Source organism: Vagococcus zengguangii, from assembly GCF_005145005.1.
In the GTDB taxonomy this organism is placed as follows: Bacteria; Bacillota; Bacilli; order Lactobacillales; family Vagococcaceae; genus Vagococcus_A; species Vagococcus_A zengguangii.
Map to the genome: position 1 here is coordinate 1,312,771 of NZ_CP039712.1, position 26,965 is coordinate 1,339,735.

A 26,965-nucleotide genomic window follows, 5' to 3' on the forward strand; every position below is an offset into this window, starting at 1 on the left:
TTCAAGTCAAATTTCTCTATCCATCGTGAAAAATTAATTTTCACTTTGCCTCATCTCCTAAATTAATGACTTTCTTCTTGTTGATATGCCTCAATGATTTCAGCTACCACGGGATGACGAACGACATCGTTTGATTCAAACTCAACAAAACCGATACGTTTAATACGATTTAATTTGTGTTGTGCATCAATCAATCCACTCTTAGTTCCACGTGGCAAGTCGATTTGTGACACGTCTCCATTGACAATCATTTTTGAATTAAAGCCCAAGCGCGTTAAAAACATTTTCATTTGGGCAACGGTTGTATTTTGCGCTTCATCTAAAATAACGAATGCTTCATCTAACGTACGACCACGCATATAAGCAAGCGGTGCAATTTCGATGACCCCTCGTTCCATCAAACGGTTCGTATGTTCAATGCCAAAAATCGCGTACAATGCGTCATAGACCGGACGTAGATAAGGATCAACTTTCTCTTTTAAATCCCCAGGTAGAAAACCAAGATTTTCACCTGCTTCAACAGCTGGACGTGTTAAGACAATTTTCTTCACTTCGCCACGTTTCAATGCTGCTATGGCCATTACTACCGCCAAGAACGTTTTACCAGTACCAGCCGGTCCAATCCCAAAGGTAATATCTTTTTTCTTAATAGTTTCGATATATTTCTTTTGACCATATGTTTTAACTCGGATAGCTTTACCATTTTTATCTTTAAGAATTTCTTCTTCATACAAATCAATAAAATACTCTAACGTGCCTTTTTTTGACATTTTTAATGCGGTAACAACATCAGGCGTACTAACAGGTACTTCTTTAAGCAATAACATCTCAAGTTTTTTAATAATTTCTTCAACAGCTACAACATCGGCCTCTTGACCGCTAATTTGAATCACTTCACCACGCGTATGAATATTCACATGACGATTTTCTTCTATTAATTTTAAATGGGCATCGTGAGCGCCAAATAATTGAACTGCTTTTTCTGGATTATGTAAGACTAACTCAGTCGAAAATTCTTCAATATTGATCAAAGTCTTCGCTCCTTTTTAGATTATCTATTGTTAAATAATACCACATTTAGCACAACTTAAAAAGAATCTACAATAATCGTAGATTCTTTTTCGTTATTTTTTCATTTGTTTACTACGTAATTGTCCACAAGCTGCATCGATATCTGATCCTTGCTCTTTACGAATCACACAATTTATGCCATGTTTTTGCAAGACATCATAAAAAGCTAACACGTCTTCTTTTGAACTACGTGAATACTGATCATGCTCACTTACTGGATTATAAGGGATTAAATTGACATATGCCAATTTCTTCTTATCTTTTAGTAAGGCTGCTAATTGACGTGCATGTTCCGGACGGTCATTAACATTAGATAACATAATGTACTCGAACGTTATACGACGATTGTTTTTTGATAAATAATAGTCTACTGCATCCATTAATTTTTCAATTGGATTGCTACGATTAATACGCATAATGGACGTACGAACCTCATTGTTTGGTGCATGCAATGAAATGGCTAAATTAATTTGGAGCGGTTCATCAGCAAATTCACGTATCTTATGAATCAACCCACTAGTCGAAACAGTAATATGACGTGCACCGATTGCCAAACCTTTCGCATTATTAACAATGTTTAAGAAGTCTAACACATTGTCGTAGTTATCAAATGGTTCACCAATTCCCATAACCACGATATGACTAACACGTTGCCCTTCACCCTTACTGTCTAAGTAAAATTGCACTTGCATAATTTGTGCGACAATTTCACCCGCTGTTAAATCACGTTGTTTCTTCAAAATACCGCTCGCACAGAATGTACAACCAATATTACATCCTACTTGCGTTGTGACGCAAACTGACAAACCATAGTGGTGCGTCATTAAAACTGTTTCAATCATATGCTTATCTTCTAATTGAAATAGATATTTAACCGTACCATCTTTTGATTCTTGCACAACGACTTGATTAAGGGGTGTAAAGCTAAAATTAGCTGATAATTTTTCTATCAAAGCTTTTGATAAATTTGACATTTCCTCAAATTTTTTCACACGTTTTATATATAACCAACCCCAAATTTGTGAAGTTCGAAACTTCTTTTCACCATTTTCAATCAGCCAATTTTCTAAATTCCCATAGGTCAAACCATAAATTGCTTGTTTATCCACATTTATTCTCCTTTCAATAACCAACTCTTAACTTGTAAACTATATAACAAACTTTCCTTTTAGACAATCAATTTTTTTATACAAAAAATACACAGTTGTTTGTATTAAAGGTATTATTTGTTATAATTTAGAGTAAAAGAAAGGTGGAATGTTATGCTACTACTCGAAGCAACTATTTTAATTATTCTGTTGGTTGTCATTTCTAATATCATTAGTCATTATTTAGTCTCAATTCCAACAGCACTAATAGAAATTGCTATAGGACTCATTGTTGTCCTAGTTTTTGACATCAACATCACATGGGAATCCGACTGGTTTATGCTCCTCTTCGTTGCTCCCTTGCTGTTTAACGATGCCAAACATTTTCCAAATAAAGAAATGTGGGAATTAAGAATACCGATTTTCGGTTATGCCATTTTACTCGTCTTTTTAACAACGATTCTTGGTGGTTACTTTATTAACTGGTTAATTCCTAGTTTCCCATTACCACTTGCGATGGCCTTAATCGCTGTTTTATCTCCAACGGATCCGGTCGCAGTGCAAAGTATTGCCGAACAGGTGAAACTCCCAAGCAAAATCATGGGATTAATCAGTGGAGAAAGTTTAATTAATGATGCAAGTGGCCTGATAGCCTTTAAATATGCCTTAGCAGCTTTTATGACCGGCTACTTCTCTATCATGGATGCTACAACTAACTTCATCTATATGGCAGTTATCGGAGGTATTATTGGCTTTATTGCAATGCTTTTAATTCATTCATTGAAATATAATTTATTCAAATTGGGGATTCAGGATGTTATTTTGCATTCAACTATTCAACTACTCACACCGTTTATTATTTATATGATTGCAGAAGAATTCCATGCATCAGGCGTTATTGCGGTCGTGACAGCTGGCTTTACCACATTAACTAGAAAAAATATTGACACTAATTTCCATCCTGAAGTGCGCATCATTACATCACGTATGTGGGATGTCTTGATTTACATCTTAAATGGGATAGTCTTTGTGCTTCTAGGAGCTGAATTACCAATTGCCATGCGCGAGGTTATTCGTAATCCCGAGATTAAAAACACACAATTGCTAATGTATATCTTAATTACTTGGTTCTTCTTATTAGTGATACGAACTGTTTGGTCTTACTTATTCGTCTTAATTACCTATCGAAAAAAAGAAAAAAGCGAAAAGCCAAGTTTTTTTATAGCTTTTCTGACGGGTATGACAGGCGTTCGTGGGGCTGTAACCTTAGCGACTATCATGTCAATGCCTTTAGTGACACCTAGTGGACAAGCTTTTGAGCAACGTTCATTAATGATCGCAATAGCGTGTGGCGTTGTCATGATGAGTTTAATTGTAGCTTCCATTGGGTTACCGCTATTAACCAAAAATCATGCGAAGTTTTTATCAAGTTCAGATGACTTGTCTGAAGAACACTCATTGGACGAAAATGAGGACATTGATGAGCTATACACTGAGATGGAAGCCCGTCAATTAATGAATGTCCAAGTAATAAAGGCACTTTCAGAATTCAATGTCGGTGAAGATCAATTGATTACAGCTGACCTACTTCATGAATTCCAAATGCGTTTAGATCACTTACACAAAGAAGCATTAGACGAAGAAACGTCGGCAACCTACTTAGAAATTGAAAAAGAAATCCAGCGCGTCGCGTTTTATGGGGAAAAAGTTGCATTAAGGGAATTAGAATGCCATACAACAGAAGAAACTGATTTTATTAAACGCCAATTAAAAAGTATTGACATGAAAGAAAAAACATTAGAAAATTCTTTTATTTCTAAGATAATTAAAGCTGCATATGGTCTAAAAATTAATTTTGTTCGTTGGGTATTATCTTTTGTAAAAGTTAATCGTCAAGCTATTGAGGAAGTTGAAAACACCATGTTCTATCAAACTCAGCTTGCTTCAACAACAGGTGCGATTCAAGAACTTAAAAAATATGCCCAAACTATTGATCCTTCAACAAGAGAAGGACAATTCGAATTACAAGTTATCAACCAAAAAGAACATGAATACAAATATAAATTACAACGGATTAAACATGGTAATGAACGTTTAGCTGATAACTATAACGAAAAATTAGCAGAATATTATAATATTGCGATTTACACTGAACGCAAAGTCATTCACGATTTATATTCAGCTGGAAAAATAACTTTAGCAACTGCTAATAAGCTACGTCAATCGTTAACTTATTACGAATCAACGTTAATATAAAAGATAAAAAAAGAGGCTGTGACAAAAGTTAGTGTTATTAGTCTAAAATAAAAAATCCGAAACGGACGAAAAGTGTTATTTTTCGTTTGTTTCGGATTTTTTCTATTTTCTATGTCTTTCTGCGTCTCCCAAGACGCTAATTTCATCATATTTAGCGCCAAGGAAACAATACCGGTTTCCTTGAGAACTTTTCCAAGTCCTCTCACAGAGAAACGAGTGAAGCCCAAAGAAGCCTTCATCCGTCCGAAAACTGGTTCCACATCAATCTTACGTTTAGCGTAAATTTTTCCAGTTTCTTTCGTTGAAAGAAAATCTCGTTGCTTCGCTTTATAATATTCCCATGAAGGATTAATCATTATTTTTCTTATGTGGCCTTTGGCTGTTAACGCAGCAGGAATTTCTTCACGATTTTCGTCATATTTTTCTGCCACATATTCCTTGAAATCACGTGTAAAACCGTCTTTGTCTGTGCGTTTTCGATACGTATTAAAATTAAAACGGACTCCTTTTGGGTCAATATAATAGTCTTCTTTTTCTTCGTAAAACCAATTCATTACCTTTTTATCATCTGACTGCCATTTCTTACTATTTTCTTTCAACATTGTCCCGTACGGGATTAATGAGGTATGTTGAGATAATTTGTCTTCTAGATATTGATAGTTACTTTCTGAACCATAACCTGCATCTGCCACTATATACATGGCATCCTTTTCTGCTAAATTCATTTTTTCTAAGAAAGGGATTAACGTTTTAGTATCTGTTGGATTTTGGTAAACATCATAGCCTACGATAAATTGCTTGCTCGTAGCAATTTGCAGATTATAAGCTGGCTTAAGCTGACCATTTTTCATGTGATCTTCTTTTACTCTCATGAAAGTGGCATCGTGATCAGTTTTTGAAAAGCTGTTTCGTTTCCCGAAAGTCTTAAATTGCTTTTGATGTTCTAGCATTTTAGCTCGACGTGCAGCTAATTTTCTTTTAGTTGATTTTAAAGAACGTCGTTCTTGTTTAGCAGGGTTGGGAGAAAGCTTAGGTGTTGTTTCAATTTGTTTTTCTAATTCTTCTAATCTGAATTCTAAACGAGTTAGAACTTCATCAACCATATCTAAAGACAGATTAGAACCATCTGGTATATGAGACGACGAATAAGCCTCTTTTAATTCATTCATTAAAGAGACGGTTGCTTCTCGATTCATCGCATCGAAACGAATCGTGCTTTTCTTCCAAACAAAACTAAATTTATTGGCATCAGCTAAAATTTTAGTTCCATCAATAAAAATGGCATCATCAATCATGTTTTGTTGACGTAAATAAGCGGTTAGCTGCTCCAAGCCTTGATTAATAAGACCTTCTAATTCATCAGATATTCTAAAGCGTGCAATCGTTCGATAAGAAGGCATCATTTCTTGTGTTAACCAACGAGCCGGTAGGCTCTCTTCAGCCAATTGAGCAATTTTACGACTACTAAAAACACTGCGTGTGTACGCAAATAAGACCAGCTTTAACATAGCAGATAAATTATATTGACGTGGTCTTCCGAATAAATAAGATTCTTTGATTTTTAATGTTTCAACTAGCTCGTTAATAAACCAAGCCGTATTATTTTTTTCTGGAATATATGAAGTTGTAATATCCAAACTTAACTGATTCATGTTATAATTAGAATACATTTTTTGGTCCTTTCTAGGATTCTTTGAAGCATGGGTCGGACCGTGCTTCTTTTTTATTTTATTATACCAAAACCCCTGATAAATTTGGCTTTATTACCAAATTTATCAGGGGTTTTTTTAGAGACTTATGTCACAGCCTCATTTTTTAACATTTAATTTAGCGTTTAACAATAATCGATGCGCCTTGACCACCACCGATACATAAAGTACCTAAGCCATATTCAGCCCCTTGCTTTTGCATTTCATGAATTAAACTCACCATAATCCGTGCACCGCTTGCACCAATCGGATGGCCTAGAGCGATTGCGCCACCATTAACATTTACAATGTCAGGATTAAGCGATAAGCCTTCAATTACTGCCAAAGATTGGGCAGCAAATGCTTCATTCGCTTCTACTAAGGACAAATCAGAAATCTCTAGATTCACTTGTTCTAACGCTTTTTTTGTTGCTGGAATAGGACCTTCCCCCATCACATCTGGTGAAACTCCGGCAGTCGCATACGAAATAATTTCTGCCATAATAGGTAGGTTGTAAGCTTGCGCTTTTTCAGCAGACATTAAGACTAACATCGCTGCCCCATCATTTATTCCTGAAGCATTAGCAGCTGTGACTGTCCCATCTCGTTTAAAAGCCGGACGCATGCTTGCTATTCCTTCAGCGGTCACCCCGCGTCTTGGATATTCATCCGTCTCAACAGTTTCCAATTGGCCTTTTCTTGAAGATTTGACAACTGGCGCTATTTCATCGACAAATTTACCCATATCCATTGCCTTAATAGCTTTACGTTGGCTATTTGCTGCGAATTCATCTTGCGCTTGACGAGAAATTTGATATTTTTCACTTAAGTTTTCTGCCGTTATCCCCATATGATAGTCACCTATTGCATCGGTCAAGCCGTCTTTTAGAATGCTATCATATATTTCATCGGTCCCCATTTTATTGCCCCAACGACGCGTCATATCTAAATAGGGTGCTTGGGTCATATTTTCAGTACCACCCACTAGCACTACTTCTGATTGACCTGTTTGAATCGCTTGAGCTCCTAGCATGATAGCTTTCATACCTGATCCACAAACCATATTAACAGTAAATGCAGGTTTTTCTTGAGGTATCGATAGGCCTAACGCTACTTGACGCGCCACATTTTGTCCTAGACCTGCACTCAACACATTGCCAATAATCACTTCATCTACTTGATGAGGTTGGATGCCCGCTTTATTTAAAGCCGCCTTAGCCGCTGTAACCCCTAATTCAACTGCTGAAACATCCGCAAAAGCACCGCCAAATTTACCGATTGGTGTGCGTTGTGCTTCTACTATGACTACATTTTTCATAAATAACCCCCTAGTCTTTATTCTTCCCCCATTATAACGAACTCTTAACGAAATAAATACCTAAACTCATGACTTTTAAACAAATTTAGTATTTCTACTAAGAAAACCTCGGGAAAAATTTCCCGAGGCCTTTTTAGTGTAGTGGTAACTATTTATCTTGCACATCTGACAATTGAAATTCTATCCCACAGAAATTTCGATAATATTGTGGATACATTTCACCACCACATTTTTCACAACTAAATTGTGGTGCAGTAAGCGGACTGAAATCTTCATCTAAAAACTCAATCGTTTCAATGATTTCCTTCGGAATACGTTCAGCTATTCCACACTGGAGACATATATAAGTCACCGTAGAATTCCCAGTCGAATCGAAGCTTTTTAAAAGCTGCTTCTGTTTTTTCTTTTTGTTGATGTTGCGTTTCTTTTTGGCCAAGACGAATATTCTCCTCCTTCATCACTATCATTGCTTGCTTATTCTTCGTATATTTAGTAATTAGTCTACCATTTTTGCACACACTCATCCCCATAAAGACAAATTCTTCACCACAATTAGGACAATCCAATGGATTTTTTCCAAAACATTCGGTTATTCTTTGAGCCCAAGTTTTACTTTTAAGCATTTGTTTACTGTTTATCAATAACTTTTTTACCTTTTCTTGATAAACTTCTACAATTTTTTTGATAAAGCTTTTTATCCTTCGACTATAAATACCATAATGACGTATCATTCTAAAATGTCGATCTGGAATATGACGAACTAATGCCCCTATAAACTCTTCTGCCGTCATTGTTTTCATTTCTTTTCTATTCGTCCGCTTATCATGATATTCAAACATGACATGATGACCGTCATACATTTTTATTCGTTCTAATGCAATAGGCCCTCTTTTCATATAGCGACTGATATATTGTAGTAAGCCTTTGGTATTCGTTCTGCTCCGTTTAGGAGCATTCACATAAAATCCTTCTCCATTTTGATGGTAGGCCTTCTGTAATTTATACTGAACTTTTGCTTTATCACGTGGTGATAAAGTTCTCCTAATCAATTTTAATACCGCATTCTGCCAATATTTTCTAAGCATTACATAAGGTAAATAATCATAATTTTCCCATTCACCTTTTCTGTTTACACCACCCATTGTTACTATCATATGAACATGAGGATTAAACTCTAATTGTGAACCAAACGTATGTAATCCAGAAATTATTCCAGGCTGTATCTTACGATTATCAAAGAACTCTATAATTATTTTGGCGGCTTCATCCATTAATCCTTTTAACAAGGTACTTCGATACTTATCCATTAAAAAGATATCACGTAAACCTTCATCTATTGTAAAAACAATGTGACGATGAATAGTGTGATACATGTCTTGAGCTATCGTTTCACTCCAACGTTCACTCTCACCTTTAGCACAACTTGGACAAAACTTACCTTTACATCTTAAAGGTAGAAATTTGACATCATGACATCCCTCGCAAACATACAAACGATATCCTTTCTGGATATCTCCACAATTTCTAAACTTAACAACCTCCTTCTTAACTACCGGACGAAGTCTGTCAGAATACTTGATGATAAAATTATCCCAATTATGATACTTATCAAAAAATATAGCTTGAAGAATATTCACATTCATATTTAAATTATACCAAATTTGAAACAATAAAAAAGCCGTATAACACTTGATAGAACAAGCATCATACGACACAAAATTTTATAATCCCTTTATAGTTAAAAAAAGCGTAAGGTAAACGGCTGTCTACCTTACACCTAATAATTCTATTGGTTTAAAACGGCAAATCGTTCTCATTTGGTGAGCTTTCTTCTACTGACTCTATTGCTGAGATTAACACTTTACGAGGTTTACTACCTTCTGAAGGTCCGACTACACCATTGGCCTCCATTTCATCAATTAATCGAGCAGCGCGATTGTAACCAATTCTAAAACGTCGTTGTAGCATAGATATGCTAGCTGCTTCCATTTCGGCAACCATTGCGACCGCTTCGTCATACAATTCATCTTGTGATTCTCCACTCCCGTTCATTGATGTTGGTTCATCACTTGGCATCATATCTTCACGATACTCCGCTTTTTGCTGCGTTGTAACAAATGACACAATATCTTCAACTTCACCATCAGAAATAAAGGCACCTTGGACACGAATCGGTTTATTTTCACCCATTGGCAAGAACAACATATCTCCACGACCTAACAATTTCTCAGCACCATTACTGTCAATAATCGTACGAGAGTCAGTACCACTTGAAACTGCAAAGGCGATACGTGATGGCACGTTTGCCTTAATAATCCCAGTAATAACATCCACACTAGGTCGTTGAGTTGCTAAAATCATATGGATGCCGGCTGCACGTGCCATTTGCGCTAACCGAATAATAGCGTCTTCGACTTCATTACTTGCTACCATCATCAAGTCTGCTAACTCATCAACGATTACAACAATATAAGGTAATGTTGGACGTTTTTCACCATCATCTAAGTTATGTTTCATAATTAATTCATTGTAACCCGTCATATTACGTACGCCATAACCCGCAAACAATTCATAACGTTTTTCCATTTCTTGCACGACTTTTTGCAATGCTTGCGCCGCTTTACGAGGATTCGTAACAACTGGTGTTAAAAGATGAGGCACACCATTATAAACATTCAACTCAACCATTTTAGGATCAATCATCATCATTTTAACTTCGTGTGGTTTAGCATTCATCAAGATACTCGTAATAATCCCATTGATACAGACTGACTTCCCACTACCTGTTGAACCAGCAATTAACATGTGCGGCATTTTTGATAAGTCTGCCGAAACCACTTGACCAGATATATCTCGACCTAATGGCACTTCTAACAAACGACCGTCGTGACTAGGCTGTGACTCAATCACATCTCTAAACGATACCATGCTGACTTTAGTATTAGGCACTTCAATCCCAATTAATGATTTGCCAGGAATTGGCGCCTCCATACGGATATCTTTTGCCGCAAGAGCTAACGCTAAATCATCTGTCAAACTCACAATTTTACTAACTTTGACTCCGACTGCTGGTTGAATCTCATATTTCGTAACTGATGGGCCGATACTAGCACGTACCACTTTCGCATCGACTCCAAAACTAGCAAATGTTCGCTCTAAGATTTTAAGATTTTCTTTTACCTTTTCATTTTCACCACTCTGATTCACTTGAGGAATTTCTTCAAGTAAACTAGTTGGTGGTAATTGATAATCACGATTTTCAATTTCTTGTGGAATCTCGAAATCTAACGGTTCTTCCTCTTCCCTATCATTACTACCCTGCTGATTTGAACTTGTCGTTGGAGCTGATGCGCTATAATCACTTGCTTTAGGCTTTGGATTTAACTCTTCAATAATGACTTCTGGCGCTTGTTCATCCACGGGTTCTTGATAATGATCAATTTCAAATAAAGATTCTTGTGGTTGAGAGTGAGTCGTGACAACTGGCTCTTTAGCTTGAGACTGTTCAGCTTGTTGTATTGCTTTAGCTACTTCACGTTCTTGCTTGGCTTGCGCTTTTAATTGTTTTTTCTCTTCTTTTATGGCTTGCTTAGCCGCTAACTTCTCTTCATCAACTTCAATGAAAGCGAGTAATTTATCTTTTGCATTGGCAAGCATATCTAATACTTGTTCTAACTTAACATTAAAGAACATAGTAATACCACATACCCCCATGAAGAACATCATTAAATAACTTCCTAATTGATCGAGTAAGAAATAAGTGACGGAATAAAGCGAGGCCCCCAACATCCCACCACCTACTGATAATTTCACTGTTCCAGCTTGTATATCATGTAGTAATTTAGACCAGGTGACTTGGATTATATTGGTATCACTATTAATCCCTTTTCTAAAGAGTAAAATATGTAACAATAAACATACGGCCATATAAATCATGACTAAACCAATGATTTTTTTTGGCTCTTTGACTCTTAATTTACTACCCGAAAGCATAATTAAGAAACCAAACACCATGGTTAACAGACCAAACACATGATAGGTATTTCCAACTAGTAATCGAAAAACATTGGCAATTAAATTACCTAAAAATCCAACATGTAACATTCCAAAAAGACCTAACAAAACAAAGGCCAATCCCACAAAAAAGTAAATAAGTCTTTCTTGCTGTTGTTGTTGTTTTTTAGTTTTTCTTGTATTTTTTTTCTTCTTATTATTTGTTTTTTTTGCCATGACGACACTCCTAAACCTTAATCAATCATGTTTTTTCAAACACTCATCTCATTCATTATACACTAAATTATCTTTTTTTCTTGATGAAAACTCACAACAACACCATTTTTAGCAAAAAAATAGAGCAGTGACGCTAAGCTAGTGTCACTCCCCCTATGATTTTTTAATGAATAACATTAGACCAATCAACACAAATACTATCATTGTGAATGGCATTAGAAAATCGAGGTGCAGCCAACTTAAAAGTTGATGAACGCTAGCGCCTAATAGGCCCCCTCCGCTATCAAAGTTTTGTTGATTCAGTTGCACATCTTGGTATAGTCCTTTAAATATTTGTGACAATATGGTAGTCGCATCGTTCGCAATGAATCCACGTTGCATCCAACAAACGTAAGCCATCAACCAACTAAAGAATGCCCAAAAAACACGAGGCTTCTTAAAATGCAGCTCTTTTTTTAGCAAAATCAATAATAACCCATAAACAATGCTAATTATACCAAGAATCATATAGCCTTCTCCAACAAAAAAACGAAAAACATTAGTAATTAAACGGCCAATAAAACCGTAAGACCAACATCCTAATAGTCCTATTAATCCATAAATAAAGCCAATTAATAGAAAAGACGAATTTGTTTTTTTATTACTCAATAGTAATCCTCCCGCAAAAATTTCCTTTAGTTTATTATAGCACAAAAAGACTGTGCTAATCATTTACACAGTCTTTTGCTTGCTCCGACATTCTCAGCTCATTAATTATCTTTCATAGCTGCCTTCAATGCTAGCGCTAATGGACTTTCTTCAGGTTCAGCTGCTTGACTATATTTTTTCACAAGTTTTCGTTCTTCATGTTTCGTCATTTTCTTCTTGCGTTCTTGTTTATTAGACATCTTTTCAGTAATCACGCAATACTTACATTTAAAGAAATCGCCACTTTTACCTGAGTGAATTTCCATTTTTTTATGACATTGCGGACAACGTTTATTACTTAATTTAGGATCTTTTCGGCGACTGTACGAGCAGCTTTGGTTCGTACAAACGTAAATCTTACCATTTTTTGTATTTTTTTCTTTCAGTAATTCCCCGCATTCAGGACACTTTTTCGAGGTAATGGCATGATTTTTATACGTTTTATCGCTTTGTTTTATTTCAGATACTAAACGTGTCGTCTCTGTTTCAATCTCTTTAATGAATGCTTGACGTGTTAATTTACCACTAGCGATGGCTTCTAATTTAGTTTCCCATTTTTCCGTCAATTCAGGCGACACCAAAGCTGGATTAACTAGTGACAATACTTGCTTTCCTTTAGGCGTTACGCGCAAGCGATTATTTTGACGTTCAATTAGTTCACTCGAGATTAAACGTTCAATAATTTCAGCACGAGTAGCTGGCGTCCCTAAATTAAAGTGTTCCATCTTCCCTAATAACTGCCCTTCATTCATTGGAGCTGGCGCTGTAGTCATTTCTTCTTTAACTTGGTAGTTCAGTGAAATCTTTGCTCCTTTTTGGAACGTTCCCATCTTATCAGGTGTTGTCAATTCAAGTTTCCACCCTTTATTCACAACTTCTGCTTGTTTAAACTGAACTTGATACGCACCCAAATCTAGCGTTAGCGTTTGACGTTTTTCTACGTAAGCTGGATAAAACAATGTTAAAAATCGCTTGCAAATTAATTGATATAGTCGATTTTCATCTAAATCTAGTTTTTCACTTCTTGGTACTTGTTCCGTTGGGATAATACCATGATGATCCGTCACGCGGTTATTTTGAAAAACAGCTGGTTGTTCCACTTTAAACTGATTCTTAATAATCGGTTGAACCTCTTCATTAAAATAACTCTTAATAGCTAAGACACGTTCCTTCATTGACGCTTTCATATCGTTGGTCAAATATTTAGAATCGGTTCGCGGATAAGTAACGATTTTATGAATTTCATAGAGACGTTGAATAATTGATAACGTCTTCTTAGCTGAATAACCGTAACGTTGGTTAGCTTCACGTTGCAATTCCGTTAGATCATAAGGCAACGGGGCTTTTTCATTCTTAGTGGATTCTTTAACATCCGCAATCACCGCTTCTGTCGGCAATTGTTTAACTACAACCTCAGCTTCGGCTCTTTCTTTAACTTGTAGGACTTTTTCCTGTTTTTGAAGTTTAGCCGATAACCCTTGATGGCTAACCTGCACGACATAATAAGTAGACGGTTTAAACGTATCGATTTTACGATCTTGTTTATCGACTAAAGCCAATGTCGGCGTTTGCACGCGTCCTGCTGATAAATTATCGTCATATTTTACAGTTAGCGCACGTGTCACATTTAGTCCAACTAGCCAGTCGGCTTGTGAACGGGCAACCGCTGATTCATATAAATCATCAAACGCTTTAGCCGGTTCTAATTTATTAAACCCCTCTTTAATCGCCTTTTCAGTTTGAGAAGAAATCCATAGACGTTTAACTGGCTTTTTGACACGCGCATATTCTAAAATCCAACGTGCCACAAGTTCCCCTTCACGACCAGCATCGGTTGCAATAATAATTTCTCCTACATCAGAACGGTTAGCTAGCTTCTGAAAGCTCTTCAACTGTCCTGTTGTTTTTGGTAGCGGTTTAATTCCGTGTCGTTTCGGAATCATTGGTAACGTGTCAAATGACCATTCACGCCATTCTTTTTGATAATCTTCGGGCATTTTTAACGTTAATAAGTGACCTAAGGCCCAAGTTACAATAACTTGTTTGCCTTCAATATATGTTTTGTGCTTTTCATTGGCGCCAAGTACTTTAGCTAAATCTCTTGCAACACTTGGCTTCTCTGCTAATACTAATTTTTTCATTTTGTTCCTTTCCATCAACAACCATTCTTTCTCCATTTTCGAGCATTAAAATGCCTCGATATAATTGTAAATCATCATCACATTCCTCACAAAAACGCACCTCATCTTCATTCCAAAAAGCTGCCATGAAGTCAGGTTTAAACGTCATTTGTTCATAATCATTTGTTAATCCCATTATTATTTTATGTAAGTAATTGTTGGCCTCTTCAAACGTTTGAAATTCTTGTCGGCTAACAATATCTTCTTCCCAATCACTAAAAAACCACCAGGGTTCGTTTTCCCCGTACATTTCGATAACTTGATAACTCATTTGATCAACCTCATTTTCATCTATTACTGTCAGTTTAAATAACCCAGACTAAAAATGCAAGTAGTTAAACCTATTATACAACTTATCATTCTTCAGATGACCGTTACGCAAAAAAGAGTGGCTCTAATATAGCCACTCTTTCCACTGTTGTCATAACCTAGACGCTACTCTGATACCGACATAATTTTGCCGTTCCATTTTTCTTTTATCCAAGCTTGTGTCTCTTCATCATGCAAAGCATCCATCAATTTTTGAATCTTTTCACTGTCTTTATCTTTCGCATTAATGGCCACAATATTAGCATATGGTGAATTATTTTTTTCTACTAGCACACCATCTTTTTCAGGGGCCAGTCCAATTGTTTCAGCAAAGTTGGCATTAATTGCAATTAAATCTGCTTCATTATTTTTATAAGCTGTCGTTAATAACTCTGGATTCACATCATATTTAAACTTAAGATTTTTAGGGTTTTCGGCAATGTCATCAAATGTTGCGGTTAATAAATCCACACCATCTTTTACTTTAACAAGACCGGCATTTTGTAAAATGGTAATGACACGTCCCCAGTCGGTTGAAGAATTGCTGACTAAGACGGTCGCACCATTTTTAACATCCTTCACATCTTTCAATGTTTGAGAATAAAACGCCATTAACTCAATGTGGACTGAACCCGCATTTTCAAAGTCATACCCATTATCTTTAACTGCTTGCTCAAAATAAGGAATATGTTGGAAATAGTTAGCATCAATCTCCCCTAAAGATAAGGCTTTGTTTGGCAAAATATAGTCTTGGAATTCTACGATTTCTAATTCAATTCCTTCTTCAGCCAATTTAGGTTTAATATGTTCTAAAATTTCACCATGAGGCGTTGGCGAAGCGCCTACTTTTAAAACGTTGCTATTTTCTGATGCTTTGTCATCATTCCCACCACATGCTGCTAAACCAATTGTTAAAGCTGTTAATCCTAAAAATGTTAATAGTTTTTTCTTCATACTAATCTCCTCCTCCACTAATTGTGGTTATCGTTTATCAATTTTCTTCACTAAGGCATCCCCTATGAATTGAATCAAGAATACCAGAACTAAAATACAGGCTGTAGCAAAAAGTGTCGTAGTTAAATCATCTTGCATATAACCTTGGTAGTAAGCTAACTGTCCCAAACCTCCACCACCAACTGCTCCAGCCATTGCAGCAAAACCAATCATGGTAATCGTAGTAACCGTCCCACCTGAAATCAGTGCCGGTAAACTTTCTGGTAATAGTACTTTCCAAATCGTTTGAAACTTACTAGCGCCCATTGCTTCTGAAGCTTCTAACACACCACTATCGACTTCTCTAAAAGCCATTTCAACTAAACGCGCATAAAACGGTGTTGCAGAAATAACTAACGCTGGAATAGCTGCTTTTGCCCCTAGGAATGTCCCTAGAATTGCGCGCGTAAATGGTATTAATAAGATAATCAAAATAATAAACGGGATCGAACGAAAAATATTACTGATTACCGATAACACGTTATAAACTAGTTTCGCTGCTTTCCCGTCTCTTTTTGAGAACTCAAATAATAACAAACCTAACAGTAAGCCTAATACAATAATAAAAATCATTGAAATCGTCGTTACATAGAACGTTTCTTTAAACGCCGTTAAAAACTTTGCGCCATCTAATTTTTCTGAATCAAAATAGGTTTCCATAAAACTTTTATTCTGCATCTTCATTAACCTCCACACTTACGCCTTCAGAAATCAAGTTAACAATTGCTCGTTCGATTTCTTTCTCTTCACCGACAAATTGAACGATTAGCGTACCAAAAGATGATTGGTTTATTTCCTGAATTTGTCCTTGGATTACATTAATGTCGACCATAAACTCACGAATGGTTTTCGACAAGATTGGTAATTTGGATTTGTCACCTGTGAAGGTCAATTTCGCCACTTTGCCATCTGGATAGTTTCGTTCGAAATAAACAAGGCTGTTGTCATCTGTTACTTCAGGGACTGTTTCTTGTTGAACAAACCGCTTCGTTACATCCATTTTTGGATGACTAAACACTTCGATAACACTACCTGTCTCCACAATTTTCCCGTTTTCCATGACCGCTACTTTGTCACATATTTTACGGATAACATGCATCTCATGTGTAATTAAGACAATCGTAATTCCCAACTCTTTGTTGACTTTTTTTAACAAGTCCAATACTTCGTCTGTTGTTTGTGGATCAAGGGCACTTGTAGCCTCGTCACATAACAAAATTTTAGGATTATTAGCTAAGGCTCGGGCTATTCCGACACGTTGCTTTTGACCGCCAGACAGTTCACTTGGGTACGCGTGCTCACGTCCAGTAAGTCCCACTAACTCAACTAGCTCTAATGCACGTGCTTCACGCTCTGCTTTAGGAATTTTGACTAATTCCATTGGTAACATGATATTTTCTAACACCGTACGCGACCATAACAAGTTAAAGTGTTGAAAAATCATGCCGACTTCTTGACGAAAGTTGCGTAACATTTTTCCTTTTAATTCTGCTACTGGTTGACGATTAACCAAAATTTCACCAGAGGTTGGTTTCTCTAGTCCATTTAATAATCGTAATAACGTACTCTTTCCAGCACCTGAATACCCAACCATTCCAAAAATTTCACCCTTATAAACTTTAAAATCCACTTGATTCACTGCTAGAACATTTCTTTTTTTACTCTCGTATTGCTTCGTGATATTCTTCAATTCAATAATTGGCATTGTTTTCCCCCCCATAACTAATAAAAAAAAGCTTTCGTCCCTTGTTTATTCTAAAATAAACAAAAGGACGAAAGCGACTATTCGTGTGACCACCTTAATTCGTTACTTCCTCACGAAAGCAACCTCTGCCAGTACGCAAGAATATTCTCCATAGTCGAACTTCTCTCAATACTGTGACATGTTAACGGATGTATCCGTAATGGATTTACCCACTAGGCTCATCCACTCTGCTCAAAGACCATTTTCTAAATTAACGCCATTATCCTCTTGCACCAACGAAGGACTCTCTTTAAACTTTGTTAATTTGTACTTTTCTTTTCACTGCATTTCATTAATTTTTAATCATTCTATCAACTTTTTCTTGTTAAGTCAATTATAAACTTTCGAATACTGCTTCATCAACGTCAGTTACAATTAGTAACCAAGCACTTGCTTCATCTTCGCTATCTAATAACGAAGGTGTATCTAAGGCTGCTTCATTAATTTTCAATACTCTACCTGAAACAGGACTTACTAATTCTGTTACTGCTTTTTCTGCTTCGACATCAGCAAATGCTTCACCTTTAACTAATTCACGTCCAACTTTTGGCAATGAAACAAAGGTAATATTTCCTAATTCATCTTGACCTTCATTAGTGAAACCTAGACGGTAACCTTGTTCTTCTTTAGTAATCCATAAATATTTATCTGCAATTTTCTTTTCCATCTTCACAATCTCCTACAATAATGTCTCATATTCAGATTCTTTCCAACCTAAGAAAACTTTATCGCCATTTTCTAAAATTGGTCGTCTAATTAACATACCACGCTCTGATAACATTTGTGCTGCATCATCTTTATCCATTGTATAAATCACTTCTTTTAAGTTCTCAGTACGGTAGATAACGCCTGATGTATTGAAATAACGATGGATTTCATCATCATTATTGTCCATCCAGTGTAAAATTTGTTCTATTGTTGGTGTCTGATCGTCAATCATATCGATTAAGTGGTAATCAACTTGATGTTCGTCTAACCATGCTTTGGCTTTTTTACACGTACTACACTTTGGATACCAATAAAAATTAATCATTTTAGAAAAACCCCATTTCACATCTTTTTACAATACTAGCTATAAGTATATCATAAATGATGGCATTTAGTTTAGGCTATTTTTAAAAAGTTAAAAAGAACGAACGATATTTTAAAACCCAGACAATCCTCCAATAATGACAAATGTTGTCCACAAAAATGTTATAAGCAATAGAATACTTACCAACAATTTTACACTTATGTTTGATGTCCTCGTTCTAACAAATGTGTAGATTAACAAAATAAATCCTGTTAGCCAAGTAATATACGTCAACGCAACACCTACCCAAAACCACGTTAATCCCTCGCCCCAATAGGACATCTCCTGAAATTTAATTGACATTGGGAATACACAAACAGCGCATATAAATGACAAAAAAGTATAACCTTTATCTGATAACTTCTTTAAATAGACCGTCTCCCACTCCTTCTATTATAAAAAAACAGAAACAGTTTAAAAAAACTATTTCTGTTTCTCACCTATAAGTATTTCATCAAAAATCTGACCACTCGTCAGTTTTATCTAATTGGTTGCCTTGATTATTAGAATCATGTGGTGTTTCTTTTTTTCTAATTTCTTCATCATGACGTTTCTGGCGATTATACATAATAAACGTATAAATCATCATCACTAAAATGAAGAGCATTAAAAATTTAGCAATAAAGAAAAACATCTTTATTCACCTTCTTTTACGACTGCACTCGCTCCATTCACTGTTACCCATCCGTGTTCTTTACGGGCTTGTGCTTCTTCATATTTGATTAAGTTTTCTGTAACAGAATCAGCAATTTTTTTATTAGCTGTTGCTTCTGCTTCTGCTTGCTTAGTTGTTTCATAGGCTTTTGCATCGGCTTGTGTTTTTTTAGTTTCAGCATCTAATTTGGCTTTTTCATTTTCTTGACCAGATAAAACAATCGCATCAATTGATTTTTGCGTTTCAGCATCAATGTCAGGAACACCCACTGTTACATCTTCTACAACAAAACCTTTTACTTCAACTGCTTTTGAGTAACTATCTAACAACTTCGCTTCTGCTTCCGAAGATTTACCAGAAAGAATATCTAAAATAGTATATTGTGAATAAACTTCTCGCGCTTCTTTTTGCAACTTAGACTTCAACCAGCCATCTTCAATGTCTTGAGAGGTAATATTACCAAACTCCTTGAACATCGCTGAAGTTTTTGTTGGATCAATTTTGTAATCATATTTAATATTAACCGATGTTTTTTTACCGTCTGATGTGGCAATTGCCATATTCTCGGCTTGAATCGTTTGTAAACGAATTGGATATTGTGTTACTTTATCTAACCCAACAAATTTAATCCCTTGTCCTAGTGTCTCGTCACGGACACCCCCATTAATCGAATAGCGGACCCCTACATAACCATTTTCTATACGTTCAAATAATATAACAAACGCAAAAACCGCTATAATTGCGACGACTACTAGACTTAAAATATTTTTAATCATCTTTGTGCTCTTCATTTCTTTTCCCCCTATAACCAGATGTTACCGTTATTATGACACGAATAAGGCAACTTATCAAATAACGATTGTATAATTCACGAAAAATTATACAGGTAGTTCTAACCGTATGATCTATTTAACTTTGTATCATCGATTAATTAAGACATTATTTTCGCTTGCCATTTACCACTTCTAAAACGCCATATAAAAATTAGACTTCTTAAAGCCCATTCAAGTGTCATAATCGTAAATAAGCCAATCAATCCATAACCTAATTTAATACCGACGATATAACCCACACCAACTCTAAATAACCACATGGTAGTAAGTGATACTTTCGTGGTAAAAGCGCCATCTCCAACCGCACGTAGAGTTGCTGGTAGAACAAAACTCGTACTCCAACATAAGATGTGCATTGTCAATGTAATCAAGTAAATCTTGAAGATTAGCGGAACTAAATCACTTGGAGCATTAAATAAATTCATTGCTACGGGAAATAAAGGCAACATGATTAAATTAACGATAATAAATGCAGCAATGCCTGTTCCAACAAACGTTTTAGTCATTTTTTTAATATCGGATAAACTTTTACGTCCAACTGCTTGTCCGATGATAGGAACGAGTGCTGTCGATAGCGCACTTGGAATAATTTCGGCTAGTTGAATCCAGGAAACACTAATTGCATTCGCTGCGATATAGGTTGTACCTAAGCTCACGATCATCATTTGCATGATAATTTTACCCCCATTAAAAAAAATGTATTCCGCAGCAAACGGTACCGCAGTAGTCAACACTATACGGTCAACTTGCGGACTAATATTTAATATATTGTCACGTTTCAAATTAAAATCCGTATGATGACGGTACAAATTGACACTCGCAATAATTAGCGTTAAATAACGAGAAATTAATAATGAAATAATTAAACCGCTTATGCCTTTTTGTAAGACAATTACAAAGATAAAATTACTTAATAGGTACAAACTATTCATCACCAGCGAATTTTTTAATGAGTCTTTTGTTTTACCAATACCACGTAAACTACCATTTATCCCTTCAATGATACTATGAGCCGGATAGCTACATAAAATACCAATAAAATATAAACGTGCTTGGTGCATCACTAAATCGTCGGCACTACCGAATAATAACGCTAATAACGGTTGATGAAGAACTAAAAATAAAACCATAATCAACGTCCCAACAAAAAATGTCGAATGAATAACAGCGGCACACAGCTTCCCTAATTTATCAAAAGCCCTCTCACCAAACGTACGCGCAATCAATACCGTCCCACCTAAACCAATCGCGCCAAAAATCTGAACTAAAAAAATATTCAAACTCCCAATCATATTGACCGCGCTTACCGCTTCTTGACCAGATGAACTAATCATGGCAGTATTAATAAAATTAAAACTCACCAAGAAAAATTGATCAATCATTACTGGCAGTAAAATAGTTAAAATCTCACCACTTGTAACCCCTTCACCTGTATAATACCCTCTAATACGTTCCCTAAGTTTACTCAAAAAACCGTCTACCTTCTTTCTATAGTAAAAAGCTGACACATATAAAACTATCATAAGCCATTTTGGCTAAATTTGGAATTAATCAAGCAACACTTTCAATAAATAGCGTTAGTTTTTTTCTATCCATCAAAAAAGACCTAACACAGGGCTAGGTCTTCTCTTATATATTAATTAGCTATCGGTGATGTTCCTTCGGCATTTCCTGCCACAGCATCCATTTGGATTAGCGCACCTTTCATGATATGGTTGACACCAACTACTTTACGAGCTGGTGTACCAGTTGAGAAGTATTCGCGATAGACTTCATCAACTAACGCTAACTGCGTCATATCAGTTAAGTATATATTAACTTTCACAATATCTTCTAATGAATGGTCCACACTTTCGATAATCGCTTTAATATTTTCTAAAACTTGTTTTGTTTGAACTTTAATCTCGTTTTCAACTAATTTATTAGTGATAGGATCAATCGGAAGTTGAGCTGAAATATGATTGTAGTGTGAAAAAGCAACGGTTTGCGTTGATAATGGGCAAATTGGCGCATTTTTCGTATTATTTGCTTCAATGATAATCCCATGGCGATCTTCAATCGCTTGTGGAGGCGTTCCGTCTCCATGTGAGACAACAGCTTCCATTTGAACCATAGCATTCATTGGCAAATCAACCACTTCAACGACAGTTCGTGCTGGCAAGTAACCTAATGCTCTAGCAATAGCTGATTTCGGGAAAAATCTCTTGTAAATCTCGTTAACTAAATCCATATCCTCTAGTTTTTTTACATAAATGGTCATCTTAACGATATCATCTAAAGGAATGTTAATACTAGCTAAAATCGATTCAATATTTTTTAAACATTGTAATGCTTGTCCTTGGATAGTATCAGCCACAATACGTCCTGAAGCTGGTTCAATAGGTAATTGCGTTGAAACATTGTTATAGTGAGAAAAAGCGACCATTTGTGTTGACATCGCTTCAATTGGCGCAGCTTGTGTCGTATTGGTTAATTTGATTAAATCACCTGCTTGGGGAGCATTTGGAATAGTTCCTTCACCGTTTGTTAGTAAAGCTTCCATTTGGACCATAGCACCCATAGGTAAATCAGCCACAACCGCCATTGTTAAAGCTGGTTGATAGTTAGTGAAATAGGTGTAATAAACTTCTTTAATCGCTTCTAAATCTTTAATATTTTTAACAAAGACGCTTAATCTCACCACATCTGACATGACATGATCGATACTTTCTACGATAGATTTGATGTTGGCTAAGCATTGATTGGCTTGCTCCATAATACCACCTGGTACTAACTCATCCGTTTTGGCATCAATCGGTAATACCGCCGATAAATTATTGTAATGTGAAAAAGCAACAGATTGTGATGCTAATTCATTTTGCGGGGCTTCCTTCGTATTTCTAGCTAAAACAACGTTATCAATTGACATGTTTTCCCTCCAAATTATTGATTATATTCCGCTTTTTAAAAGCGCTTACTCGAACAGTATACTTTATCCTAAAATATAAAAAACAATATTTTTCTCAAATTAATAACAATTGCAAAAAAAATTAATCGAAGAGACATTATGCCTTCATCTTCGATTAATTTTTTTAATACAAATATAGTTAATTAATTACTTTTAAAAGCTTCCCAGTCTTTCAAGAATGTAGCGATTCCAGAATCAGTTAAGGTATGTTTCATCATACTTGGGAATAGATTACTTGGGATAGTCGCTATATGAGCTCCTAACAGTGCGACGTTTTCAACATGAGTTGTATTTCTAATGCTCGCAGCGATAATTTCCGTATCAAATCCGTACATATCAATTAAATCGCGTAAAGATTCGATTAATTCATTCGCATTAACGCCAATATCTTCTAAACGTCCAACAAAAGGACTAATAAAAGTAGCCCCTGCCTTCATTGCCATTAATCCTTGAGACACCGTGAAGATTAAAGTAACATTCGTTTTAATTCCTTCTTTAGATAAAATATGTACTGCTTTCAAGCCATCCTCAGTCATCGGGATTTTCACGACGACATTATCGGCCCATTTTGAAATAGTACGCGCTTCTGAAACCATCTCTTCTGCTGTTAAACCAATCACCTCTGCACTAACAGGACCATCCACAATGGAACAAATTTCCTTGATGACTTCTTCAAAATCACGACCTTCTTTAGCAATAATCGTTGGATTTGTCGTAACCCCATCAACTAAACCTAGGTCATTGATTTTCTTAATATCCTCTACATTAGCTGTGTCTAAAAAGAACTTCATCCGTACATTCCTCCTCAAGTTGTTATCAATTTCTAAACACCCCTAAACCAATTGAAAGCGTTTTATACTTTTGATTTAGTTCATTATAGCACAGTATTTTTTCAAAAAAAACAAATAAAAGTATTTTTCACTTAAATAACACGCTAACTTTTTATGGTTATTTCAAATAGTAAGAAGCTATTCATTGTCAGCTCACTAATAAAAAGTTATGATTAAATAAGAAAACAATTAAAGGAGAATGACGATGACAGAATACTATACATTAACTAATGGTTTACAAATTCCAAAAATTGGTTTAGGAACTTGGCAAGTACGTGATGAAGAAGAAGCCGTACAATCAGTTGTGACCGCTTTAAAAAACGGCTATCGTTTAATTGATACAGCAGCTGTTTACCAAAATGAGGAAGCTGTAGGGAAAGGTCTACGTGAATCCGGCGTTGCACGTGAAGACATCTTCGTGACAAGTAAAGTTTGGAATGCAGATCAAGGTTATGACACCACCATTCAAGCCTACAAAGATAGTTTAGCTCGATTACAACTTGATTATTTAGATTTATATTTAATCCACTGGCCAACAGCTGGAAAGTACGTCGAAACATGGAAAGCAATGGAAACCTTATACAATGAAGGGTTAGTTAAAGCAATCGGTGTGTCTAATTTCCACCAACATCATCTTGAGGACATCTTAGAAGTCGCAACCATCGTCCCAATGGTGAATCAAATTGAATTACATCCTGAATTAAGCCAAGAAGAATTAGTCGCATACTGCAAAGAAAAAGATATCTTAGTGGAAGCTTATTCACCACTTGGACATGGTAAACTTTTAGATCATCCTGTTATTACAGAAATGGCTGAAGCTAAAGGTAAATCAGTTGCCCAAATCATCCTACGTTGGATCATTCAACGTGACATCGTGGCGTTACCTAAATCAGTCACCGAATCTCGTATTATTGAAAATGGCGATATTTTCAACTTCGAATTAACAAAAACCGAAATGGCCACTATTAATCAATTAAACACGAATACACGTGTAAGTGCAGATCCAGACAATTTTGATTTTTAACTAAAATCGTGAATAAAAAAGCGAGTAGCCACCCAATGGCTACTCGCTTTTCTACTGTATTTACTCATTCAAAACTAGAGTATTGGGATAAGAATTTCTATTAATTTTCAGGAATTTCTCTATACGATAGCTTTTTAATGATAGCCTGGTGGTGTGGATAGAGTCGGCACTCAAGACCATTATGCTCGACTTTCTTCTTTTCGTTTACAGAAATCATCTCCAGAGCGTAGCGATAAACCAAACTCGTTAATCTATTTTAATACATTTTTCATTCCAATAGAGGTGTATTTCACCCCAATACCTGTAAATGCGCTGATAATAGAAAATACTGGTGACAGCAAACTAAAGAACACAAACGGTAAATAGGTTAATGTATCGATTCCAAAGGTACTTGCCACAAAACTTCCGGCAATTCCCCAAGGTACCAAGTAATTAATTACCGTTCCGCCATCTTCCAACGTTCGCCCTAATACAACTGGATCTAAACCTACTTTTTTGTATACCTCTTTAAAGGCATTTCCCGGTAAAATAACGGATAAAAATTGTTCGCCAATAAAAATATTCACGCCAATACTTGTTAGAAGTGTCATTGAAATCAATTTACCTGGTGACGTTAATTTTTTGGCCACTTGATTCATGACTGTCGAAATTAAACCAGTCGCCATTAATAATCCGCCTAAAGATAACGTTAAGATGATGAGAGACACAGTCGGCATCATGCTTTCAATCCCACCACGTGACAGTAGTAAGTCAATCTCGTTATTACCTGTGTTTGAAACGAAACCACTGTCGATTAACTGACCTAAGTCTGTTAATTGAATGGCCGGATTTTGAATCACTATCATTCCCACAGCCGCCGCAATATTAAGTAAAATCGTCAAAATAGCAGGAATTTTCTTCCAAGCACAGATAAGCATTAAAGCAATTGGAATTAATGACCAGATAGAAATGCTAAAATTAGTGTTCAAGACATCGACAACTTGCTCAATATTTTCAAAGCTGGCATTGGTGTCGTTAATACCTAGAACAGCAAATAAAATCAGGGACACGACAAACGCAGGAATTGTTGACCACATTAAGTTTTTAATGTGTTTGAATAAGTCTGCTTCTACAATCGCAGCCGATAAATTGGTAGATTCTGATAGAGGCGACATTTTATCGCCAAATACCGCGCCTGATACGATTGCCCCTACGACTAACGCTGGATTAAGACCAAGTGTTGAGCCAATTCCAAAGAAAGCAATCCCTATCGTAGACATAACGGTAAACGCACTGCCAACTGCACTGCCAACGATGGAACATACAATGAAAACCGATGGCACAAACCACTTCACACTAATAATATTAAACCCAAAAACCATTAACGTCGGGATGATTCCCGCTTGAATCCAGACAGCAATCAAAGCAGCTACTAGGATAAAAATAAAAATTGGAATAATCCCCGGCTTCAGTCCCTCAATAATTCCTTCATGCATCAGGTCAAACGGCATCTTCTTGGCAACCATATACAGCATCACTAAACCAATCGCAAATAAAATCGCAATATTTGGAGACAGCTTAAATCCAATTACCCCCATGGCAATACTTGCCACCACGATTAATAACATAATACTAGCTTCTAAAATACTTGGTTGTTTTTTCTCATTCATATTCATTCTCCTCAATTATTCGTTTTTTCTACGGCAAATCGATCGAACGATATCGAATAATCCCTCCACAATTCATGTCTGATCTTCCCTTCTGTCTAAATAAAAAACGCCCTCAGCTAATATTCCTATTAGCTAAGGACGAATTACTCCGTGGTACCACCTTATTTCAAAAACATCACTGTTTTCCTTTAAACATCTATTCAACTGTATGTATTCTTTTAGTGTAATTCAACAATAGACCTGATCGATTCGCAGCAACCATCGACTTTCTTGACATAGAGTCTATTCCCTACTTCGCTAAAAGTTATTCATCTGTGATAACTTAGAACCAAGGATAACGTAAAAGCTTCGAGATGTCAATAACAAGCGTTTTTTGTTAGTTTACCTCAAA

Annotated in this window: 22 protein-coding genes and 1 other annotated feature; of the genes, 2 read left to right on the forward strand and 20 right to left on the reverse strand. The window is 36.0% G+C overall.

Annotation, left to right across the window (positions count from 1 at the left end; genetic code table 11):
- Positions 1 to 62: 62 nt before the first annotated feature.
- Together FA707_RS06205 and rlmN are read right to left on the reverse strand one after the other, a co-directional pair.
- The gene (locus tag FA707_RS06205; RefSeq protein WP_136954198.1) at positions 63 to 1,028 is read right to left on the reverse strand and encodes a PhoH family protein; all 966 of its coding nucleotides are present in this window, start codon (positions 1,026 to 1,028) and stop codon (positions 63 to 65) included.
- A gap of 96 nt (positions 1,029 to 1,124) precedes the next feature.
- On the reverse strand, positions 1,125 to 2,180 hold the full coding sequence (rlmN, locus tag FA707_RS06210; protein ID WP_136953418.1) for a dual-specificity RNA methyltransferase RlmN: 1,056 nt from the start codon (positions 2,178 to 2,180) through the stop codon (positions 1,125 to 1,127).
- Between the two features lie 153 nt (positions 2,181 to 2,333).
- Between rlmN and FA707_RS06215 the strand changes: the two genes are divergently transcribed.
- Positions 2,334 to 4,415, forward strand: a complete 2,082-nt coding sequence (locus FA707_RS06215; protein ID WP_136953419.1) for a Na+/H+ antiporter — start codon at positions 2,334 to 2,336, stop codon at positions 4,413 to 4,415.
- Here the strand turns inward: FA707_RS06215 and FA707_RS06220 are convergent.
- The 17 genes from FA707_RS06220 to fsa form a co-directional block, all read right to left on the reverse strand.
- Positions 4,394 to 6,085 carry an IS1182 family transposase gene (locus tag FA707_RS06220; protein ID WP_246032304.1) on the reverse strand — a complete coding sequence of 564 codons (1,692 nt, stop codon included), beginning with the start codon at positions 6,083 to 6,085 and terminating at the stop codon, positions 4,394 to 4,396. The two genes, FA707_RS06215 and FA707_RS06220, sit on opposite strands and share 22 nt — an antisense overlap.
- A gap of 157 nt (positions 6,086 to 6,242) precedes the next feature.
- Positions 6,243 to 7,421, reverse strand: coding sequence for an acetyl-CoA C-acetyltransferase (locus FA707_RS06225; RefSeq protein ID WP_136953420.1), 1,179 nt, complete (start codon positions 7,419 to 7,421; stop codon positions 6,243 to 6,245).
- A gap of 317 nt (positions 7,422 to 7,738) precedes the next feature.
- A complete protein-coding gene (locus FA707_RS06235) occupies positions 7,739 to 9,064 on the reverse strand; it encodes an IS91 family transposase (protein WP_136953422.1) in 1,326 nt (441 codons plus the stop codon).
- A gap of 151 nt (positions 9,065 to 9,215) precedes the next feature.
- On the reverse strand, positions 9,216 to 11,651 hold the full coding sequence (locus FA707_RS06240; protein ID WP_136953423.1) for a DNA translocase FtsK: 2,436 nt from the start codon (positions 11,649 to 11,651) through the stop codon (positions 9,216 to 9,218).
- Positions 11,652 to 11,804: 153 nt separating this feature from the next.
- A complete protein-coding gene (locus FA707_RS06245) occupies positions 11,805 to 12,299 on the reverse strand; it encodes a hypothetical protein (protein ID WP_136953424.1) in 495 nt (164 codons plus the stop codon).
- Between the two features lie 101 nt (positions 12,300 to 12,400).
- Complete coding sequence (locus tag FA707_RS06250) at positions 12,401 to 14,479, reverse strand: DNA topoisomerase 3 (RefSeq protein ID WP_136953425.1); 2,079 nt, start codon at positions 14,477 to 14,479, stop codon at positions 12,401 to 12,403.
- Positions 14,427 to 14,789 (reverse strand): DUF1033 family protein, encoded by a 363-nt coding sequence (locus FA707_RS06255; RefSeq protein ID WP_136953426.1) that lies wholly within the window; start codon positions 14,787 to 14,789, stop codon positions 14,427 to 14,429. The genes FA707_RS06250 and FA707_RS06255 overlap by 53 nt, the downstream gene beginning before the upstream one ends.
- Before the next feature lie 164 nt (positions 14,790 to 14,953).
- A complete protein-coding gene (locus FA707_RS06260) occupies positions 14,954 to 15,781 on the reverse strand; it encodes a MetQ/NlpA family ABC transporter substrate-binding protein (RefSeq protein WP_136953427.1) in 828 nt (275 codons plus the stop codon).
- Between the two features lie 27 nt (positions 15,782 to 15,808).
- Positions 15,809 to 16,498, reverse strand: coding sequence for a methionine ABC transporter permease (locus FA707_RS06265; RefSeq protein ID WP_136953428.1), 690 nt, complete (start codon positions 16,496 to 16,498; stop codon positions 15,809 to 15,811).
- Complete coding sequence (locus FA707_RS06270) at positions 16,488 to 17,525, reverse strand: methionine ABC transporter ATP-binding protein (RefSeq protein WP_154299957.1); 1,038 nt, start codon at positions 17,523 to 17,525, stop codon at positions 16,488 to 16,490. The genes FA707_RS06265 and FA707_RS06270 overlap by 11 nt, the downstream gene beginning before the upstream one ends.
- Positions 17,526 to 17,585: 60 nt before the next feature.
- Positions 17,586 to 17,856 (reverse strand) — a binding site (T-box leader).
- A 42-nt stretch (positions 17,857 to 17,898) separates the two neighbouring features.
- On the reverse strand, positions 17,899 to 18,231 hold the full coding sequence (locus FA707_RS06275; protein WP_136953429.1) for a glycine cleavage system H family protein: 333 nt from the start codon (positions 18,229 to 18,231) through the stop codon (positions 17,899 to 17,901).
- 12 nt (positions 18,232 to 18,243) lie between these two features.
- On the reverse strand, positions 18,244 to 18,597 hold the full coding sequence (locus FA707_RS06280; RefSeq protein ID WP_136953430.1) for an arsenate reductase family protein: 354 nt from the start codon (positions 18,595 to 18,597) through the stop codon (positions 18,244 to 18,246).
- A gap of 493 nt (positions 18,598 to 19,090) precedes the next feature.
- The gene (locus FA707_RS06290) at positions 19,091 to 19,270 is read right to left on the reverse strand and encodes a hypothetical protein (RefSeq protein WP_136953432.1); all 180 of its coding nucleotides are present in this window, start codon (positions 19,268 to 19,270) and stop codon (positions 19,091 to 19,093) included.
- A gap of 2 nt (positions 19,271 to 19,272) precedes the next feature.
- Positions 19,273 to 20,082, reverse strand: a complete 810-nt coding sequence (locus tag FA707_RS06295) for an SPFH domain-containing protein (protein WP_136953433.1) — start codon at positions 20,080 to 20,082, stop codon at positions 19,273 to 19,275.
- A 140-nt stretch (positions 20,083 to 20,222) separates the two neighbouring features.
- A complete protein-coding gene (locus FA707_RS06300) occupies positions 20,223 to 21,593 on the reverse strand; it encodes an MATE family efflux transporter (protein WP_246032305.1) in 1,371 nt (456 codons plus the stop codon).
- A gap of 167 nt (positions 21,594 to 21,760) precedes the next feature.
- Positions 21,761 to 23,032, reverse strand: a complete 1,272-nt coding sequence (locus tag FA707_RS06305) for a RidA family protein (RefSeq protein ID WP_136953435.1) — start codon at positions 23,030 to 23,032, stop codon at positions 21,761 to 21,763.
- 182 nt (positions 23,033 to 23,214) lie between these two features.
- On the reverse strand, positions 23,215 to 23,862 hold the full coding sequence (gene fsa, locus FA707_RS06310) for a fructose-6-phosphate aldolase (protein WP_136953436.1): 648 nt from the start codon (positions 23,860 to 23,862) through the stop codon (positions 23,215 to 23,217).
- Between the two features lie 238 nt (positions 23,863 to 24,100).
- Here fsa and FA707_RS06315 point away from each other — a divergent pair, with 238 nt between their 5' ends.
- Positions 24,101 to 24,925: an aldo/keto reductase gene (locus FA707_RS06315; protein ID WP_136953437.1), complete on the forward strand. Its 825-nt coding sequence runs from the start codon at positions 24,101 to 24,103 to the stop codon at positions 24,923 to 24,925.
- 251 nt (positions 24,926 to 25,176) lie between these two features.
- On the opposite strand, the gene nhaC is transcribed toward FA707_RS06315, so the two are convergent.
- Positions 25,177 to 26,574: a Na+/H+ antiporter NhaC gene (gene nhaC, locus FA707_RS06320; protein ID WP_136953438.1), complete on the reverse strand. Its 1,398-nt coding sequence runs from the start codon at positions 26,572 to 26,574 to the stop codon at positions 25,177 to 25,179.
- Positions 26,575 to 26,965 lie beyond the last annotated feature (391 nt).